Origin of the sequence: Plasticicumulans lactativorans (assembly GCF_004341245.1) — a bacterium.
Taxonomy (GTDB): Bacteria; Pseudomonadota; Gammaproteobacteria; order Competibacterales; family Competibacteraceae; genus Plasticicumulans_A; species Plasticicumulans_A lactativorans.
Window position 1 is genome coordinate 44,032 of record NZ_SLWY01000019.1, and the last position, 16,239, is coordinate 60,270.

Annotated in this window: 12 protein-coding genes and 1 riboswitch; of the genes, 3 read left to right on the forward strand and 9 right to left on the reverse strand. The window is 73.0% G+C overall.

Annotated features, from left to right (window positions below; translation table 11 throughout):
- From EV699_RS16185 to EV699_RS16195, 3 genes are read right to left on the reverse strand one after another with little or no spacing between them, the layout of a single operon-like run.
- Nucleotides 1-912, reverse strand: a complete 912-nt coding sequence (locus EV699_RS16185) for an ABC transporter permease (protein ID WP_132544679.1) — start codon at nucleotides 910-912, stop codon at nucleotides 1-3.
- Nucleotides 909-2,006, reverse strand: coding sequence for an ABC transporter permease (locus EV699_RS16190; RefSeq protein ID WP_132544681.1), 1,098 nt, complete (start codon nucleotides 2,004-2,006; stop codon nucleotides 909-911). Before EV699_RS16190 ends, EV699_RS16185 begins: the two co-directional genes overlap by 4 nt.
- 16 nt (nucleotides 2,007-2,022) lie before the next feature.
- Nucleotides 2,023-3,141 (reverse strand): BMP family ABC transporter substrate-binding protein, encoded by a 1,119-nt coding sequence (locus EV699_RS16195; RefSeq protein WP_243662707.1) that lies wholly within the window; start codon nucleotides 3,139-3,141, stop codon nucleotides 2,023-2,025.
- Between the two features lie 220 nt (nucleotides 3,142-3,361).
- Between EV699_RS16195 and EV699_RS16200 the strand changes: the two genes are divergently transcribed.
- On the forward strand, nucleotides 3,362-4,048 hold the full coding sequence (locus tag EV699_RS16200; RefSeq protein ID WP_243662708.1) for a GntR family transcriptional regulator: 687 nt from the start codon (nucleotides 3,362-3,364) through the stop codon (nucleotides 4,046-4,048).
- A 10-nt stretch (nucleotides 4,049-4,058) separates the two neighbouring features.
- Here EV699_RS16200 and uca read toward each other — a convergent pair whose 3' ends face one another.
- The 6 genes from uca to EV699_RS16230 form a co-directional block, all read right to left on the reverse strand.
- Nucleotides 4,059-7,643, reverse strand: coding sequence for an urea carboxylase (gene uca, locus EV699_RS16205; RefSeq protein ID WP_132544687.1), 3,585 nt, complete (start codon nucleotides 7,641-7,643; stop codon nucleotides 4,059-4,061).
- 133 nt (nucleotides 7,644-7,776) lie between these two features.
- Nucleotides 7,777-8,412 carry an urea amidolyase associated protein UAAP2 gene (locus tag EV699_RS16210; RefSeq protein WP_132544689.1) on the reverse strand — a complete coding sequence of 212 codons (636 nt, stop codon included), beginning with the start codon at nucleotides 8,410-8,412 and terminating at the stop codon, nucleotides 7,777-7,779.
- Nucleotides 8,413-8,424: 12 nt separating this feature from the next.
- The gene (locus tag EV699_RS16215; RefSeq protein ID WP_132544691.1) at nucleotides 8,425-9,165 is read right to left on the reverse strand and encodes an urea amidolyase associated protein UAAP1; all 741 of its coding nucleotides are present in this window, start codon (nucleotides 9,163-9,165) and stop codon (nucleotides 8,425-8,427) included.
- On the reverse strand, nucleotides 9,158-9,949 hold the full coding sequence (locus EV699_RS16220; RefSeq protein ID WP_132544693.1) for an ABC transporter ATP-binding protein: 792 nt from the start codon (nucleotides 9,947-9,949) through the stop codon (nucleotides 9,158-9,160). The genes EV699_RS16215 and EV699_RS16220 overlap by 8 nt, the downstream gene beginning before the upstream one ends.
- Entirely contained in the window at nucleotides 9,946-10,773 is an 828-nt protein-coding gene (locus EV699_RS16225; protein ID WP_132544695.1) for an ABC transporter permease, read from the reverse strand. The genes EV699_RS16220 and EV699_RS16225 overlap by 4 nt, the downstream gene beginning before the upstream one ends.
- Nucleotides 10,774-10,808: 35 nt before the next feature.
- Nucleotides 10,809-11,906: a putative urea ABC transporter substrate-binding protein gene (locus EV699_RS16230; RefSeq protein WP_132544697.1), complete on the reverse strand. Its 1,098-nt coding sequence runs from the start codon at nucleotides 11,904-11,906 to the stop codon at nucleotides 10,809-10,811.
- Nucleotides 11,907-11,968: 62 nt separating this feature from the next.
- Nucleotides 11,969-12,073, reverse strand: a riboswitch (guanidine-I (ykkC/yxkD leader).
- Nucleotides 12,074-12,399: 326 nt separating this feature from the next.
- On the opposite strand from EV699_RS16230, the gene EV699_RS16235 reads away from it, so the two are divergent.
- Nucleotides 12,400-14,322, forward strand: a complete 1,923-nt coding sequence (locus EV699_RS16235; RefSeq protein WP_132544699.1) for an ABC transporter ATP-binding protein — start codon at nucleotides 12,400-12,402, stop codon at nucleotides 14,320-14,322.
- Nucleotides 14,319-16,238: an ABC transporter substrate-binding protein gene (locus EV699_RS16240; protein ID WP_132544701.1), complete on the forward strand. Its 1,920-nt coding sequence runs from the start codon at nucleotides 14,319-14,321 to the stop codon at nucleotides 16,236-16,238. Before EV699_RS16235 ends, EV699_RS16240 begins: the two co-directional genes overlap by 4 nt.
- Nucleotide 16,239 lies beyond the last annotated feature (1 nt).

Below are 16,239 nucleotides of genomic sequence, written 5' to 3' on the forward strand. Positions count from 1 at the left end.
CTAGCGGCTCAGCCGCAGTTCGCCCGGCGCGCCGGTGCGCTCGCTGGCAAAGGCCATCAGCGCGAGCGTCAGCACGTAGGGGGCGGCGTTGAACAGGTGGTAGGCACCGGTGACGCCGGCGGCCTGCAGCGCCGGGCCGAGCGCGCCGGCGCCGCCGAACAGCAGCGCGGCGTACAGGCAGCGCCACGGCTGCCAGCGCGCGAACACCACCAGCGCCACCGCCATCAGCCCCTGGCCGCTCGACAGCCCCTCGTTCCAGCTCCCCGGGTAGAACAGCGACAGCGACGCCCCGCCGATGCCGGCGAGCGCGCCGCCGAGCGCGGTCGCGCTCAGGCGCAGGCGCAGGATCGGCAGGCCGAGCGCGCGCGCGGTGTCCTGCGAATCGCCGACGCAGCGCAGCGCGAGCCCCCAGCGCGTGCGCGTCAGCGCCAGGTGCATCAGCGCGCAGGCGGCGAGCCCGAGCGGGAACAGCACGTTGATGCGCAGCGCCTCGCGCACGAGCGGGTTGCTGCTCCAGGCGCCGAGCTCGAACGCCGGCAGCCCCGGCGCGCGCGGCTGGATGAACGGCTTGCCGAGGAAGAACGCCAGGCCGATGCCGAGCAGCATCAGGCCGATGCCGACGGCGATGTCGTTGACCCGCGGCAGGCTGCAGATCAGCCCGTGCAGCAGCCCGAGCAGGCCGCCGGCGACGATCGCCGCCAGCAGCCCGAGCCACGGCGAGCCGCTCAGCACCGCGCCGCCGTAGGCGCTCATCGCGCCCATCACCAGCGCGCCTTCGAGGCCGAGGTTGATGCGCCCGCCGCGCTCGGTCAGGCATTCGCCGAGGCTCACGAACAGGAACGGCGAGCCGGCGCGGATGGCGCCGGCGAACACCGCCAGCGGCACGGCCCAGAGATCGACGTCGGCGCTCATCGCGGGCGCCTCCGCCGGATGCGCTGCGCCACGGCCTGGAACAGCGGCTCGGCGACCAGGATCGACAGGAACAGGAAGCCCTGCAGCACGTTGACGGTGGCATCGGGCAGGCCGAGGCGGCGCTGCAGCAGCCCGCCGCTCGCCGCCACGCCGCCGACCAGCAGCGCCGTCGGCAGGATCGCCAGCGGCTGCTGGCGGGCGACGAAGGCGACCAGGATGCCGGCGTAGCCGTAGCCGGCGGCGAGCGCGCTGTTCGCCGCGCCGTGCACCGCGGCGACCTCGATCATGCCGGCGAGCCCGGCCGCGGCACCGCCGAGCCCGCAGGCGGCGATCGCCAGGCGCCCGACCGGCAGCCCGACCATGCGCCCGGCACGCGGGTTGCCGCCGGCGACCTTGAGGCCGAAGCCCCACGGCGTGTGGTGGATCAGGAGGTGCGCGAGCACGCAGGCGAGCACGCCGATCACCAGCCCCGCGTGCACGCCGCTGCCGGCGAGCTCGCCGAGGCGCGCCGCGTCGGGCAGCGCCGGCGTCGACGGCTTGTTGAGGCTGGCCGGGTCGCGCAGCGGGCCTTCCACCAGGTGCTTGAACAGCGCCGCCGCGATGTAGGCGAGCAGCAGGCTGCCGATCGCCTCGTTGACGCCGCGCCGCTCGCGCAGCAGGCCGACCAGGCCGATCCACACGCCGCCGGCGAGCGCGCCGGCGAGCGCCATCGGCAGCAGCGCCATGCCACCGAGGCCGCCGAGGTGCACGCCGAGCGCCGCCGCGGCGAGCCCGCCCATCAGCACCGCACCCTCGCCGCCGATCACGATCAGCCCGGCGCGCGCCGGCAGCACCACGCACAGCGCCGTCAGCATCAGCGGTGCGGCGCGCAGCAGCGTGTTCTGCCAGGCGAAGGCGCTGCCGAAGGCGCCCTTCCACAGCAGCGCGTAGACCGCCAGGGGGTCGTGGCCGGCGGCGACGAGGAAGGCGCCGAACAGCAGCGCGGCGAGCGCGAGCGCGCCGACGGTGCCGGCGAGCGCGCGCAGCGCCGCGGCGAGGCGCGGGTCGGGCGCGGCGCGCAGCACGGCGACGGCGGAAGCGGAGGTGGCGCTCATGCGGACCGCCCGCGCCTCAGCCCTGCACGCCTTCGACCAGCCAGTCCATGGCTTCGAGGGCGACGTCGGTCTGCGCCAGTTCGACGCCGGCGGCGATCACGGTACGGCCCTTGTTGTCGGCGAGCGGCCCTTTGAAGATCGTCAGCGCCCCGGCGAGCATCTTCTCCTTCGTCGCGCTCACCGCCGCCTGCCCGGCGGCGGACAGCGCCGGCCCGTACGGCGAGGTCTTGATGTAGCCCTCGCGCAGGCCGCCGCGGATGAAGTTCGGCATCGGCGCGCCGCTCATCGCCGCCTGGACCAGCGTCGTGTACGGCGTCACCCAGTTCCACTGCGCGCCGGTCAGGTAGGCCTGCGGCGCCAGCGCGCTCTGGTCGGCGTGGTAGCCGCACACCATCGCGCCGCGGCGCGCGGCGGTCTCGACCACCACCTTGGGGCTGTCGACGTGGCAGGTGAGCACGTCCGCGCCCTGGTCGACCAGGCTGTTCGCGGCCTCGGCCTCCTTGACCGGCATCGCCCAGTCGCCGGTGAAGATCACCCGCGTGGTGATCGACGGGTCGACCGAGCGCGCGCCCATCGTGAAGGCGTTGATGTTGCGCAGCACCTGCGGGATCGGCTTGGCGGCGACGAAGCCGAGCTTCCTGGTCTTGCTGGCGTGGCCGGCGGCGACGCCGTTGAGGTACTGGCCCTCGTCGATGTAGCCGAAGAAGCTGCCGGTGTTCTTCGGGTGCACGCCCTCGCGCCACAGCCCGCCGCAGTGGGCGAAGCGCACCCCGGGGTACTTGGCGGCGACCTTGAGCACGTGCGGGTCGAAGTAGCCGAACGAGGTCGGGAAGATCAGCTGTGCGCCATCGAGCTCGATCATGCTCTCCATGGTCTTCTGCACCGCGACCGTCTCGGCGACGTTCTCCTCCTCCAGCGCGGTGATGCCCGGCAGCTTGCGGATCTGCGCCGCGGCCTCGGCGTGCGCCTGGTTGTAGCCGTAGTCGTCGCGCGGGCCGACGTAGATGAAGCCGACGGTGAGCTTGTCGCCGGCCGCCAGCGCGCGCGACCACGGACCGGCGAGGCTGACGAGGCTGCCGGCCACCACGGCCTGCAGGAAGTGGCGGCGCGAAACGCTGAGCCGGGATTCGGACACGTCGGACCCTCCTGTTGCATGCAACGATGTACGCCTGAAAATGGCTGCAAGCGAGGTGCCATCCATTGATCGACCGCGATAAAGTCCACTGTGACAATCGGTTATGCTGGGCGCTCCGGCCGCGGCCGCGCGCCATGCGCCCCACGACGGTGCAGAGACGGGGCCCGCGGCACCGTCAACGTGCAGGCCAGCCCCCACAGGAACCAGCGGACGCGAACCCGTGAACACACCCAGACCGAGCGCACAGGACGTCTACGACCGGCTGCGCGAACTGATCCTGTCCTTCGAGCTCTACCCCGGCAGCCGCGTCACCGAGAGCGCGCTGGCCGAGCGCTTCGGCGTCAGCCGCACCCCCGTGCGCGAGGCGCTGCAGCGCCTCGCCAGCGAGGGCCACGTCACCGTGCTGCCCAAGCAGGGGGTGCTGATCCGCCAGCTCGACGCCGCCGAGCTCGCGCAGCACTACCGGGTGCGCGTGGTGCTCGAACTCGCCGTGCTCGCCGACGTCTGCGCCAACGCGAGCGACGCCGACCTGCGCGCGCTCGCCGCCGACTGGGACCCGCAGACGCAGCCGGGGCGCAGCGACGACTTCGCGGTGATGGCGGCGCGCGACGAGACCTTCCACCGCCGCCTCGCCGAACTCGGCGGCAACCGCGTGATGGCGCAGCTGCTGGAGCAGGTCGGCCACCACATCCGCGCCGTGCGCCGGCTCGACTTCACGCTGAACGACCGCGTCGAGCGCACCTACGAGGAGCACCACGCGATCGCGCAGTGCCTGCTCGCGCGCGACCTGCGCGGCGCCCGGCGCCTGCTGCGCCGGCACATCGAGAACAGCCGCCGCGTCGCCAGCGCGGTCAGCCTCGAACAGCTGCGCCGCGTGCGCGCCGCGGCGCTCGGCGAACCGGGCTAGCGCTGCCGCCTCAGCCGGCGGCGGCTTCGAGCACCAGCAGCCGCGCGCCGGCGGCGACCTGCGCGCCCGGCTGGCACAGCAGGCGGGTGACGCGCCCGGCGCAGGGGGCGGCGATGGTGATCTCCATCTTCATGCTCTCCAGCACCACCAGCGGCTGGCCGGCGGCGACCTCGGCACCGGCGGCGACCGCCACCTGCCAGACGCTGCCCGGCACGTGCGCCTCGACCGCCACCTCGGCCTCGGCGAGCGCGGTGTCGGCACCTTCGGTGGGCAGTTCGGCGAGCTCGGCGCTGAAGCGGTCCTGCCCGCTCGCCGCCCAGCGCGCGCGCTCGGCGTCGAAGGCCGCGCGCCGGCGCGCCTCGAACGCCGCGATCGCCGCCGCGTGCTCGGCGAGGAAGGCGCGGTAGCGGCGCAGGCTGAAGGTGGTGGGCTCGATGCGCAGGCGGTAGCGCCCGCGCGGGAAGTCCTCGCGCAGCCGCAGCAGTTCGTCCTCGCTGACCTCGAAGAAGCGGATCTGGTCGAAGAAGCGCAGCAGCCACGGCTCGGGGAAGTCCGCGGTGCGGTGGTAGCGGTTCCACATCTGCACCGTGCGGCCGACGAACTGGTAGCCGCCCGGCCCTTCCATGCCGTAGACGCACAGGTACGAGCCGCCGATGCCGACCGCGTTCTCCGGCGTCCAGGTGCGCGCCGGGTTGTACTTGGTGGTCACCAGGCGGTGGCGCGGATCGAGCGGGGTCGCCACCGGCGCGCCGAGGTAGACGTCGCCGAGCCCCATGACCACGTAGCTCGCGCCGAAGACCGCCTCGCGGACCTGCTCGATCGACTCCAGGCCGTTGATGCGGCGGATGAATTCGAGGTTGCTCGGGCACCACGGGGCGTCCTTGCGCACCGAGGTGGCGTACTTGTCGATGGCGCGGCGGGTCTGGCTGTCGTCCCAGGCGAGCGGCAGGTGCACGACGCGCGCCGGCACCTCGACGTCGTCGACCTCGCCGAGCTCGCGCTCCAGCCGCTGCAGGCGCCCGAGCAGCTCGACCAGCGGCAGCAGGTCGGGCTGGTAGTGCAGCTGCAGCGAGCGGATGCCCGGCGTCATCTCCAGCACGCCGGCCCAGCCCGCGGCGCGGATGCGCTCCAGCAGCACCTGCGCGCGGAAGCGCAGCGCCAGGTCGAGCACCGGCGGGCCGTACTCGATCAGCAGGAAGTCGTCGCCCGAGGGCCGGTAGACCACCTCGACCGGGGTGTCGTCGAGCCGCGCCAGTACCGGCGAGACGATCGCCGCCGGCGCCAGCGCCGGCTCGGCGTGGACGAAGTCGTCGATCCAGCGCCGCTGCGCGGCACGCAGCGCGGTGGCGGCGGCAAAGTCGACCGGCACGAAGCGCACGCGGTCGCCGGGGCGCAGCTGGCCGAGCTGCCAGAGGTCGGCCATCACCACCGTCGCCGGGCAGACGAAGCCGCCGAGCGAGGGGCCGTCCGGGCCGAGGATCACCGGCATGTCGCCGGTGAAGTCGACGGTGCCGATCGCGTAGGCGTTGTCGTGGATGTTCGACGGGTGCAGCCCGGCCTCGCCGCCGTCGCTGCGCGCCCACAGCGGCTTGGGCCCGATCAGGCGCACGCCGGTGCGGCTGGAGTTGAAGTGCACCTCCCAGTCGGCGGCGAAGAAGGCCTCGATGCCGGCGTCGGTGAAGAAGTCGGGCGCGCCGTGCGGGCCGTAGATCACCCGCAGCGTCCACGCGCGGCCGTAGCGCGGGACCGCCGCCGCCGGCAGCGCGCGCTCGGTGCCGTCGGCCGCGGTCGGGTGGAACGGCAGCACGTCGCCGGTGCGCAGCGCCCGGCCGCCGTGGCCGCCGAACTGGCCGAGCGTGAAGGTCGCCTTCGAGCCGAGGTAGTCGGGCACGTCGAGCCCGCCCTTGACCGCCAGGTAGGCGCGCGCGCCGTCGCCCGCCTGGCCGATGCGCAGCACGCTGCCGGCCGGCACCGCGACCGGCGCCCACTGCGCCACCGCGACGCCGTCGAGCTCGACCGGCGTGGTGGCGCCGGTCACCGCGACCAGCGCCGCGGCGTGGAAGCGCAGCGTCGGCCCGTTGACGGTGACCTCCAGCCCGGCCGTGCCCTCGGGGTTGCCGACGATGCGGTTGGCGAGGCGGAAGGCCAGGTCGTCCATCGGCCCCGACGGCGGCACGCCGACGTCCCAGTGGCCGCCGCGGCCGGGCCAGTCCTGCACGGTGGTCTGGGTGCCGCCGGCGAGCACCTCGATGCCGCGCGCGCGGTAGCCGAAGCGCCCCAGCGTGGCGGTGACGTGGGTGCCGGCGACGAAGGCGGCATCGGCGAGCACCTGGCGCAGATAGTCGAGGTTGGTCTCGATGCCGGCAAGCCGCGTGGCGGCCAGCGCCGCGCCGAGGCGCGCGAGCGCCGCGGCGCGGTCCCCGGCGTGGACGATGACCTTCGCCAGCATCGGGTCGTAGAACGGCGGCACCTCGACGCCGGCCTCGATCCAGGTGTCGCAGCGGGCGTCGGCCGGGAACGTCACCTGCGTCAGCAGCCCGGCCTGCGGCTGGAAGTTGCGCGCCGGGTCCTCGGCGTAGACGCGCGCCTGGATCGCGTGGCCGCGCGGCGTGACGCGCAGCGTGGCGAGCGGCGGCAGGTCACCGGCGGCGAGCTGCAGCATCCACGCCACCAGGTCGACGCCGGTGACCATCTCGGTGACCCCGTGCTCGACCTGCAGCCGGGTGTTCACTTCGAGGAAGTAGAAGCGCTCCTCGGCGTCGTCGTAGATGTACTCGACGGTGCCGGCCGAGCGGTAGGCGACCGCGCGCATCAGCCGCTCGGCGCTCGCCAGCAGCTCGGCGCGCACCGCCGGCGCGAGGCGCGGCGCCGGGGTCTCCTCGATCACCTTCTGGTTGCGCCGCTGCAGCGAGCAGTCGCGCTCGCCGAGCGCGATCACCCCGCCGTGGCCATCGCCGAACACCTGCACCTCGATGTGGCGCGCGCGCTCGACGAACTTCTCCAGGAACACCCCGGCGTTGCCGAAGTTGTTGCGCCCCAGCCGCTGCACGCTGGCGAAGGCGTCGCGCAGGCCGGCCTCGTCGCGGCACAGGCTCATGCCGATGCCGCCGCCGCCGGCGGTGGACTTCAGCATCAGCGGGTAGCCGATGCGCGCAGCCTCGGTGACCGCCGCCTCCAGCGTCTCGATCAGCCCGCTGCCGGGCAGCAGCGGCGCGCCGTTCGCCGCGGCGAGCGCGCGCGCGGTGTGCTTGAGGCCGAAGGCCTCCATCTGCGCCGCGGTCGGGCCGATGAAGGCGATGCCCTCCTGCTCGCAGGCGAGCGCGAAGCCGGCGTTCTCGGACAGGAAGCCGTAGCCGGGGTGGATCGCCTGCGCGCCGCTCGTGCGCGCGGCATCGAGGATCTTCTCGACGTTCAGGTAGCTGTCGGCGGCCAGGTTCTCGCCGATCCAGATCGCCTGGTCGGCCTCCTGCACGTGGCGCGAGTGGCGGTCGGCGCTGGTGTACACCGCGACCGCGCGCACCCCGAGCGCCTTCAGGGTGCGGATGACGCGGCAGGCGATGGCGCCGCGGTTGGCGATGAGGACGATATCGAACATGGCCTGGTTCCGAGCCGAGTGGCGGGTCGTCCCGCCGGAAAACCGGATGCGCGCGGGGTCGTCCCCGCGGCCTTGTCCCCGCGCCGTCGCGGCGTTCGCCCCACCCCGCTCCCGGAGGGAGAGGGGCCAGCCGTCAGGCCGCCCACACCAGCATCCGCACCGGGGTCGGGTTGTAGGCGTTGCAGGGGTTGTTGAGCTGCGGGCAGTTCGACACCAGCACCAGCAGGTCCATCGCGGCGCGGATCTCGACGTACTTGCCGGGGGCGGAGACGCCGTCGGCGAAGCTCAGCCCGCCCTCCGGCGTCACCGGCACGTTCATGAAGAAGTTGATGTTGTGGGTGAGGTCGCGCTTGCTCATGCGCCCGTCGCGGGCGATCGCCAGCAGGTAGCTGTCGCGGCACGAGTGCATGTAGCGCTTCTCCAGCGCGTAGCGGACCTGGTTCGACTCCGCCGCGCAGGCGCCGCCGAGGGTGTCGTGGCGCCCGCAGGTGTCGGCGACGATCTCGCCCAGCACCCGGCCCTCGGTCGACATCAGCCGCGTGCCGGCGCCGAGGTACAGCGCCCCCTGCGCGCGGATGGTGTCGACGGCGCTGTAGCGCTCGCTCGGGTCGTGGGCGTTGTAGAACAGCGTGTCGGCGGCCTGGTTGCCTTCGAGGTCGACGATGCGCAGCGTCTGCCCGGCCGCGAGCGTGTGCAGCCAGGCATCGCCGGCGCGGACCACCTCGTCGTGGATCGCGGCGGCGGGATCGAGCGGACTTTCCTTCAGCATGGCGGGCGTTCCTCAGGCGGGCGCGTGCTGGCAGAAGCAGCGGCGGGTGTTCTCGTAGCCGCGGGCGTTCTCCGGGCGCGAGCGGTAGCAGGGGTCGTCGGGCGTCATCGTCCCCGAGCGCCACACCTCGACCCGCACCGGCTTCGGCGCCCAGGCGCGCGCCGGGTCGAGGGGGTGCGGACAGGTGTTGAGCACGACCAGCACGTCCATCTCGGCGCGCAGGTCGACGTGGTCGCCGGGCCGCGAGTGGCCCGGCACGTAGGCGAGGCGGCCATCGGCGTCGGCGGCGACCCTGGAGAAGAAGTTGACGTTCGCCGCCATGTCGCGCTTGCCGAGGCCGTGCTTGCCGAGCTCGATCAGGAAGCGCTCGCGGCCGCTCAGGTGGAAATCGTTGCGCAGCGTCTGGTAGTCGCCGGGGCCGTAGTGGGCCGCGGTCTCGGCGCGGTCGGCGACGCCGCAGACGGTGTCGTGCCAGCCGACGCTGTCGGCGGCGATCGACAGCAGGATGTGGCCCATGTCCGAGTACAGGCAGTGGCCGGCGGTGAGCAGGAAGGTGTGCTGGCACTTCAGCGTGTCGGGCATGTTGTAGCGCTCGAGCGGCTGGCGCGCGTTGTAGGCGAGCAGCGCGACGTTGGCGCCGCCGTCGAGGTCGGTCAGGCGCAGCGCGTGGCCGCGCTCGACGACGAAGGACCAGCTCTCGCCGCCGCGCAGGGTTTCGGTGTGGACCACCAGGTCGGGACGGTACTCAGGCATGGGCGGGTGCCTCGGCAACGGGGGTGAGCTTGCGCACGAGTTCGGCCGGCACGGCGACCGGGCCGCGACCGCGCAGCGGGATGTCGTAGGTGATGGTCGCGCCGTAGGCCTGCGGGGCCTGCGGGTCGACGCGGGGCTTGTCGAACACCAGCACGCGGGTGCCGAGCGCGAAGGCTTCGGGCAGGTCGTGGGTGATCATGAACACGGTCACGCCGCTCGCCTTCCACACCTGGCGGATCAGCGCGTGCATGTCGGCGCGGATGCCGGGGTCGAGCGCGCCGAAGGGCTCGTCGAGCAGCAGCACGCGCGGCGCGTTCACCAGCGACTGGGCGATCGCCAGGCGCTGCTGCTGGCCGCCGGACAGCGCCGCCGGGTAGCGCGTGGCGAAGGCGCCGAGGCCGACCGCGTCGAGCATCGCCGCGGCCTGCTCGCGCGCCGCGCGGCGGGCGCGGCCGAACAGCCGCCCGAGCAGCGGCGCGCGCGCGAGTTCGAGCGCGAGCAGCACGTTGTCCTGCACCGTCAGGTGCGGGAACACCGAGTAGCGCTGGAACACGATGCCGCGCTCGGGGCCGGGCTCGGCGGCGAGCGGCGTGCCGTCGAGCAGCAGCAGCCCGCGCGAGGGCGTCTCCTGGCCGAGCAGCATGCGCAGGAAGGTGGTCTTGCCGCAGCCCGAGGCGCCGACGATGGTGACGAACTCACCGGCCTCGACGACGAGGTTGAGGCGTTCGAGCACCACCTGCTCACCGTAGGTCCTCCAGACGTTGCGCAGCGTCACGCGGCTCATCGGCCACCTCCGGCGCTCGCCGCGAACCACGGGAAGGCGCGGCGCGACAGCAGGCGCAGCGCCCAGTCGATGGCGAAGGCGAGCAGCGTGATCCACGCCACGTAGGGCAGGATCACGTCCATCGCGAGGTAGCGGCGCACCAGGAAGATGCGGTAGCCGAGCCCCTCGCTCGCCGCGATCGCCTCGGCGGCGATCAGGAACAGCCAGGCGCCGCCGAGCGACAGGCGCAGCGCGTCGAGCAGGCGCGGCAGCAGCTGCGGCAGCACCACGCGCAGGATCAGCGTCCAGGTGTTGGCGCCGAGCGTCTGCGCCTTGACGATCAGCTCGACCGGCAGCTCCAGCGCGCGCGCCTGCAGGTCGCGCACGATCACCGGCGCGATGCCGATCACGATCAGCGCGACCTTCGACACCTCGCCGAGGCCGAACACGATGAACAGGATCGGCAGCACCGCCATCGGCGGGATCAGCGACAGCCCGGCGACGAACGGCGACAGCCCGGCGCGCGCGAGCGGGATCACGCCGTTGACGATGCCGACGACGAGCCCGATCGCGGCGCTGATGCCGAGCCCCCAGGCGAGCCGCGCGAGGCTCGCCATGGTGTCGGCCCACAGCAGCAGCTCGCCGCTGCGCTCGCTCGGCAGCGCCGCCATGCGCCAGATCGCCGCGCCGAAGGCGGCGAAGCCGGGCAGCAGCTTGTCGTTGGGGTTGGCGGCGAGGCGCTCGGCCGAGGCCAGCAGGTACACCGCCAGCACCAGCAGGAAGGGCAGCAGCCCGAGCAGCAGGCGCGAGATGCGGTCGGGGTGGCGGTTGACGAGGCGCGGCATGCGGGTGGCCCTCGCGGTGCGGCGGCGCGCGGCCGTCAGAGCTTGCCGTCGGCGGCGAGCGCCATGGTCGCGGCGTCGAAGCGCAGCTTGACGTTGCCGGCGTCGCCGAGCGTGCGCCCGCCGGGGAAGGCCATGCCGACCGCCTCGGCGCTCTTCGCGCCCTCGCCGAGCAGGCCGTGGGCGAAGGAGAACGCCGCCACGCGCTGCATGGTCTGCGGCAGCTCGGGGCTGGTGGCGAAGGCCACCGCCTCGGCCGGCGCGTAGAACATGCGGGTGGTGGCGAGCTGGGCGTCGTAACCCTTGAGGTCGGTGCCCGAGGCCTCGGCCATCGCCGCGCGCGCCTTGCGCCCGGCCTCGTCGTCCCGGCTCATCAGCGCCATGGTCTCGAACCAGGCGCCGACCAGCGCCTTGCCGAGCGCCGGCTGCCTGGCCAGCGTCGCGCTGTTGACCACCATCAGGTCGATGATCTCGCCGGGGACCTTGCTCGAATCGAACACCTCGACCGCGTCCGGCTGGCCCTTGATCTCGGCGAGCAGCGGGTTCCAGGTGACCACCGCGGAGACCTGCGGCGTCGCCCAGGCGGCGACGATGTCGGCGTCGGAGGTGTTGACGGTGGTGATGTCCTTCTCGCTCATGCCGGCGCTTTCGAGCGCGCGGGCGAGCAGGTAGTGCGACACCGACAGCTCGACCAGGTTGACCTTCTGGCCCTTGATGTCCCTGAGCGCCTTGCCCTTGCCCTTCAGCACGACGCCGTCGTTGCCGTTGGAGAAGTCACCGACGATCAGCGCGGTGGAATCGACGCCGCCGGCCGCCGGGATGGTCAGCGCGTCCATGTTGGTCATCACGCAGCCGTCGAAGGCGCCGGCGGTGTACTGGTTGATCGACTCGACGTAGTCGTTGAGCTGCACGACCTCGATCTCGATGCCGTACTTGTCCGCCCACTTCTTCACGATGCCGGCCTTGGCGGCGTAGTCCCACGGCATCCAGCCGGCGTAGATGGTCCAGGCGACGCGGAACTTGTTGCCTTCGGCGGCATGGGCGAGGCCGCCGAGCGACTGCACGGCGACCAGCACCAGCAGGGCCACGGCAGCGGCGAGGCGGTTCAGGGGAAGGCGTAACGACAGGGCGCGCATGCGGCGGTCTCCGGGCGGCACGAAGGGGTGACAAAGCGAGCGCGGAGACCGATGACGATCGGATCTCCCGGGCTTTTGTCCCTCCGTGCAGCCACCCCGCCGGGGATGGCCGGCCGCTCTCGGACCAGGCGTCCGCGATGCGGACCGGAACCCTAGCGGCCAATGAAGCGGGCTGATGGCGTCGAAGCGTCACCGGCTCTTGGCTCTGCCGTAAGCGCCAAGCAGCGCCCGTGCCAAGCGGCCGGATCACGCCGATTCAATCACTTGGCGCAGGCTCCGGCGACGCGCGCTGCCACCTGTGCGCGGATTCGGTGCACCCCCTCCCCATCGTGGTGCAGGCGCGGCGAGGCGGCCGGGCACTGCGGCATGCGGCGTCGCCCTTTCACATGTCGCAACGCGTGCCATGCTTGAGGGCACGGCCGCGGGAACGCGGCGAGGAGCGGCGAAGGGCGCGCCACCGACGTGGACGAACTTGCACAGGCAGCAGCACACGATGGCGAATGACCAGGCAACGGCGGCGGGCGACCTGCTGAGGGTCGAGGATCTGCACATCGGCTTTCACCTGCACGGTGGCCTGACTCCCGCGGTCCGCGGGGCGAGCCTGCGCATCCGCCCGGGCAAGGTCACCGCGCTGGTCGGCGAGAGTGGCTCGGGCAAGTCGGTGATCGCGCAGGCGATCCTCGGCATCCTGCCGACCCCGGCGCAGATCTCCGGCGGGCGCATCCTGTTCAACGACCCGCTCGACCCCGGCGCGTCGATCGACATCGCCGCACTGGCGCCGGACAGCACGGCGATGCGTGCGCTGCGCGGCGGGCGCATCGCGATGATCTTCCAGGAGCCGATGACCTCGCTGTCGCCGCTGCACACCATCGGCGACCAGATCGAGGAGGCGCTGCGCCTGCACCGCAGCGTCAGCCACGAGGAGGCGCGCCCGCTCACCGAGGAGATGCTCGGGCTGGTGGGCTTCCCGCGGCCGGCGCGCGCCTACGACCGCTACCCGTTCGAGCTCTCCGGCGGCCTGCGCCAGCGGGCGATGATCGCGATGGCGCTGATCTGCCACCCGGCGCTGCTCATCGCCGACGAGCCGACGACCGCGCTCGACGTCACCATCCAGGCGCAGATCCTCAAGCTGCTCAAGGACCTGCAGGCGCGCCTGGGGATGGCGGTGCTGCTCATCACGCACGATCTCGGGGTGGTGGCGAACATGGCCGACGAGGTCGCGGTGATCTACCACGGCCGCATCATGGAGGCCGGCACCGTCGAGGCGATCTTCAGCGACCCGCGCCACCCCTACCTGAAGGCCCTGCTCGCCGCGGTGCCGCACTTCGACATGCACCCGGGCGAGCGCCTGGTGGCGCTGCGCAACGTGCCGGTGCAGACCGATGCGCTGGTCGGCCTGCGCCCGCCGCCGCGCCCGCGCGACCCCGGCGCCACCGCGCCCGACGTGCTGCTGCGCGTGCGCGGCCTCACCCACCGCTTCGCGGTGCGCCAGAGCGCCTGGCGACGCGGCGGCGAGCCGCCGCCGCCGGCGGTCAACGACGTGTCGTTCGAGATCCGCCGCGGCGAGTGCCTGGGGCTGGTGGGCGAGAGCGGCTGCGGCAAGACCACCGTCAGCAAGATCATCATGCGTGCGCTCACCCCGAGCGCCGGCGAGCTGATCTTCGACGGCGGCGACGGCCCGCGCGACCTGCTCGCGGCGAGCGGCAGCGAGCTGGTGGCGCTGCGCACGCGCGTGCAGATGGTGTTCCAGGACCCCTTCAGCTCGCTGTCGCCGCGCATGACGGTGGGCGCGATCCTGCGCGAGCCGCTCGAGATCCACGGCATCGGCACGTCGGCGAGCCGCACCGAGCGCGTGCGCGCGCTGCTGCGCGCGGTGGGCCTGGACCCGCGCCACGCCAGCCGCTACCCGCACAGCTTCTCCGGCGGCCAGCGCCAGCGCATCGGCATCGCGCGGGCGCTGGCGCTCGGGCCCGACCTGCTGATCTGCGACGAGCCGGTGTCGGCGCTCGACGTCTCGGTGCAGGCGCAGATCCTCAACCTGCTCGAAGACCTGCAGCGCGAGCTGGGACTGACCTACCTGTTCATCTCGCACAACCTGGCGGTGGTCGACTACGTCGCCGACCGCATCGCGGTGATGTGCCGCGGACGCATCGTCGAGCTCGCGCCGCGCGAGGTGCTGTTCCGCGCGCCGGTGCACCCGTACACGCGCACGCTGCTCGGCGCGGTGCCCTACCCCGACCTCGGCCGCCCGCTCGACTTCGCCACGCTGACCCGCGGCGGCGCGACCGACCCCGGCACCTGGCCCGGCGCCTTCCGCGATTGCGGTGAAGGGCCGCCGCTGCAGCCGATCGAGGTCGGCGCCGAGCACTGGGTGCTCGCCCATGCCGACGCCGACGCCCGGGAGCTGCGGCCATGAGCGCGCGCCTGCATCGCTTCGGCAGGTGGTGCGCGGCGCTTGCGCTCGCCGCGCTGGCGGGATCGGCCGCGGCGCTCGACTACATCGAGACGCCCTCGCTGCAGGCGCAGGTGGACGCCGGCGCGCTGCCGCCGGTGGCGATGCGCCTGCCGGCCACGCCGCGGGTGATCGACCTGCCGGCGATGGGGCGCGAGCTCGGCCGCCACGGCGGCACGGTGCGCACCCTGCTCGGCGGCCAGAAGGACATCCGCATGATGACCCTCTACGGCTACGCCCGGCTGGTCGCCTTCGACCCCGACCTCAACCTGGTGCCCGACCTGCTCGAAAGCTTCACCGTCGACGAGGGGCGCGTGTTCACGCTGCACCTGCGCGCCGGGCACCGCTGGTCGGACGGCCAGCCGTTCACCGCGGAGGACTTCCGCTACGCCTGGGAGGACGTGCTCAACAACCCCGAACTCTCCGCCGTCGGCCTGCCCAACGAGCTGGTGGTGAACGGCCACCCGCCGCGCTTCGAGGTGCTCGACCCGCTCACCGTGCGCTACTCGTGGGACGCCCCCAACCCCGACTTCCTGCCCGCGCTGGCGGCCGCGCAGCCGCTGCAGATCGCGATCCCGGCGCACTACCTCGGCCAGTTCCACCGCCGCTACCGCGACGTCGACGAGCTCAAGGAGCTGGCGCGCAGCCTGCGCCTGCGCAACTGGGTGTCGCTGCACGACCGCATGTCGCGCTGGTACCGCCCGGAGAACCCCGACCTGCCGACGCTCGGCCCGTGGATCAACACCACCGCGCCGCCCGCCGAGCGCTTCGTGTTCGTGCGCAACCCCTACTACCACCGCGTCGACAGCGCCGGCCGGCAACTGCCGTACATCGACAGCTTCGTGCTGGACATGAGCACCACCTCGCTGATCCCGGTGAAGGCGGGGGCGAACGCCGCCGACCTGCAGGCGCGCTACCTGCGCTTCGAGGACTACCCGTTCCTCAAGGAGGCCGAGCAGCGCCACCCCTTCGACGTGCGCCTGTGGGAGCGCGGCCAGGGCTCGACGATCGCCATCCTGCCCAACCTCAACGTGCAGGACGACGTCTGGCGCGCCCTGCTGCAGGACGTGCGCGTGCGCCGCGCGCTGTCGCTCGGGATCAACCGCCACGAGATCAACCAGGCGGTGTACTTCGGGCTCGCCCGCGAGAGCGCCGACACCGTGCTGCCCGAGAGCCCGCTGTTCCGCCCGGCCTACGCCAGCGCCTGGACGCACCACGACCCGGCGCAGGCCAATGCCCTGCTCGACGCCGCCGGGCTCGACCGGCGCGACGTCGACGGCATCCGCCTGCTGCCGGATGGCCGACGCGCCGAGATGACGATCGAGACCGCCGGCGAGAGCACCGAGGAGACCGACGTGCTCGAACTGGTGGTGGACCACTGGCACGCGCTGGGGCTCAAGCTGTTCGTGCGCGCGGCGAGCCGCGACGTCTTCCGCAGCCGCATGATCGGCGGCCAGACCCTGCTCGGCGTGTGGTCGGGGCTCGACAACGGCATCCCGACGCGCGACATGAGCCCGGAGGAACTGGTGCCGACCACCGAGCAGCAGCTGCACTGGCCGCAGTGGGGCATGTACTACGAGAACGGCGGGCGCAAGGGCGTGGCACCGACGCTGCCGGCGGCGCAGGAACTGGTCGACCGGCTCCGGGACTGGTGCGCGGCGACGACGCCCGAGCAGCGCGAGGCGGCGTGGCACGCGATCCTGCAGATCTACTCCGACCAGGTCTTCACGATCGGCATCGTCAACGGTTCGCCGCAGCCGGTACTGGTGTCGCGGCGGCTGCACAACGTGCCCAGGGAGGCGGTCTACAACTTCAATCCGGGCGCCTTCTTCGGCGTCTACATGCCCGACACCTTCTGGTTCACCGAAGAGGGCCGCTGAC

Coding starts and splice junctions, on each gene's coding strand:
- EV699_RS16190 (WP_132544681.1), bottom strand. CDS start 2,006: ATGAGCGCCACCTCCGCTTCCGCCGTCGCCGTGCTGCGCGCCGCGCCC.
- EV699_RS16210 (WP_132544689.1), bottom strand. CDS start 8,412: ATGCTGAAGGAAAGTCCGCTCGATCCCGCCGCCGCGATCCACGACGAG.
- EV699_RS16240 (WP_132544701.1), top strand. CDS start 14,319: ATGAGCGCGCGCCTGCATCGCTTCGGCAGGTGGTGCGCGGCGCTTGCG.
- EV699_RS16225 (WP_132544695.1), bottom strand. CDS start 10,773: ATGCCGCGCCTCGTCAACCGCCACCCCGACCGCATCTCGCGCCTGCTG.
- uca (WP_132544687.1), bottom strand. CDS start 7,643: ATGTTCGATATCGTCCTCATCGCCAACCGCGGCGCCATCGCCTGCCGC.
- EV699_RS16235 (WP_132544699.1), top strand. CDS start 12,400: ATGGCGAATGACCAGGCAACGGCGGCGGGCGACCTGCTGAGGGTCGAG.
- EV699_RS16185 (WP_132544679.1), bottom strand. CDS start 912: ATGAGCGCCGACGTCGATCTCTGGGCCGTGCCGCTGGCGGTGTTCGCC.
- EV699_RS16220 (WP_132544693.1), bottom strand. CDS start 9,949: ATGAGCCGCGTGACGCTGCGCAACGTCTGGAGGACCTACGGTGAGCAG.
- EV699_RS16215 (WP_132544691.1), bottom strand. CDS start 9,165: ATGCCTGAGTACCGTCCCGACCTGGTGGTCCACACCGAAACCCTGCGC.
- EV699_RS16230 (WP_132544697.1), bottom strand. CDS start 11,906: ATGCGCGCCCTGTCGTTACGCCTTCCCCTGAACCGCCTCGCCGCTGCC.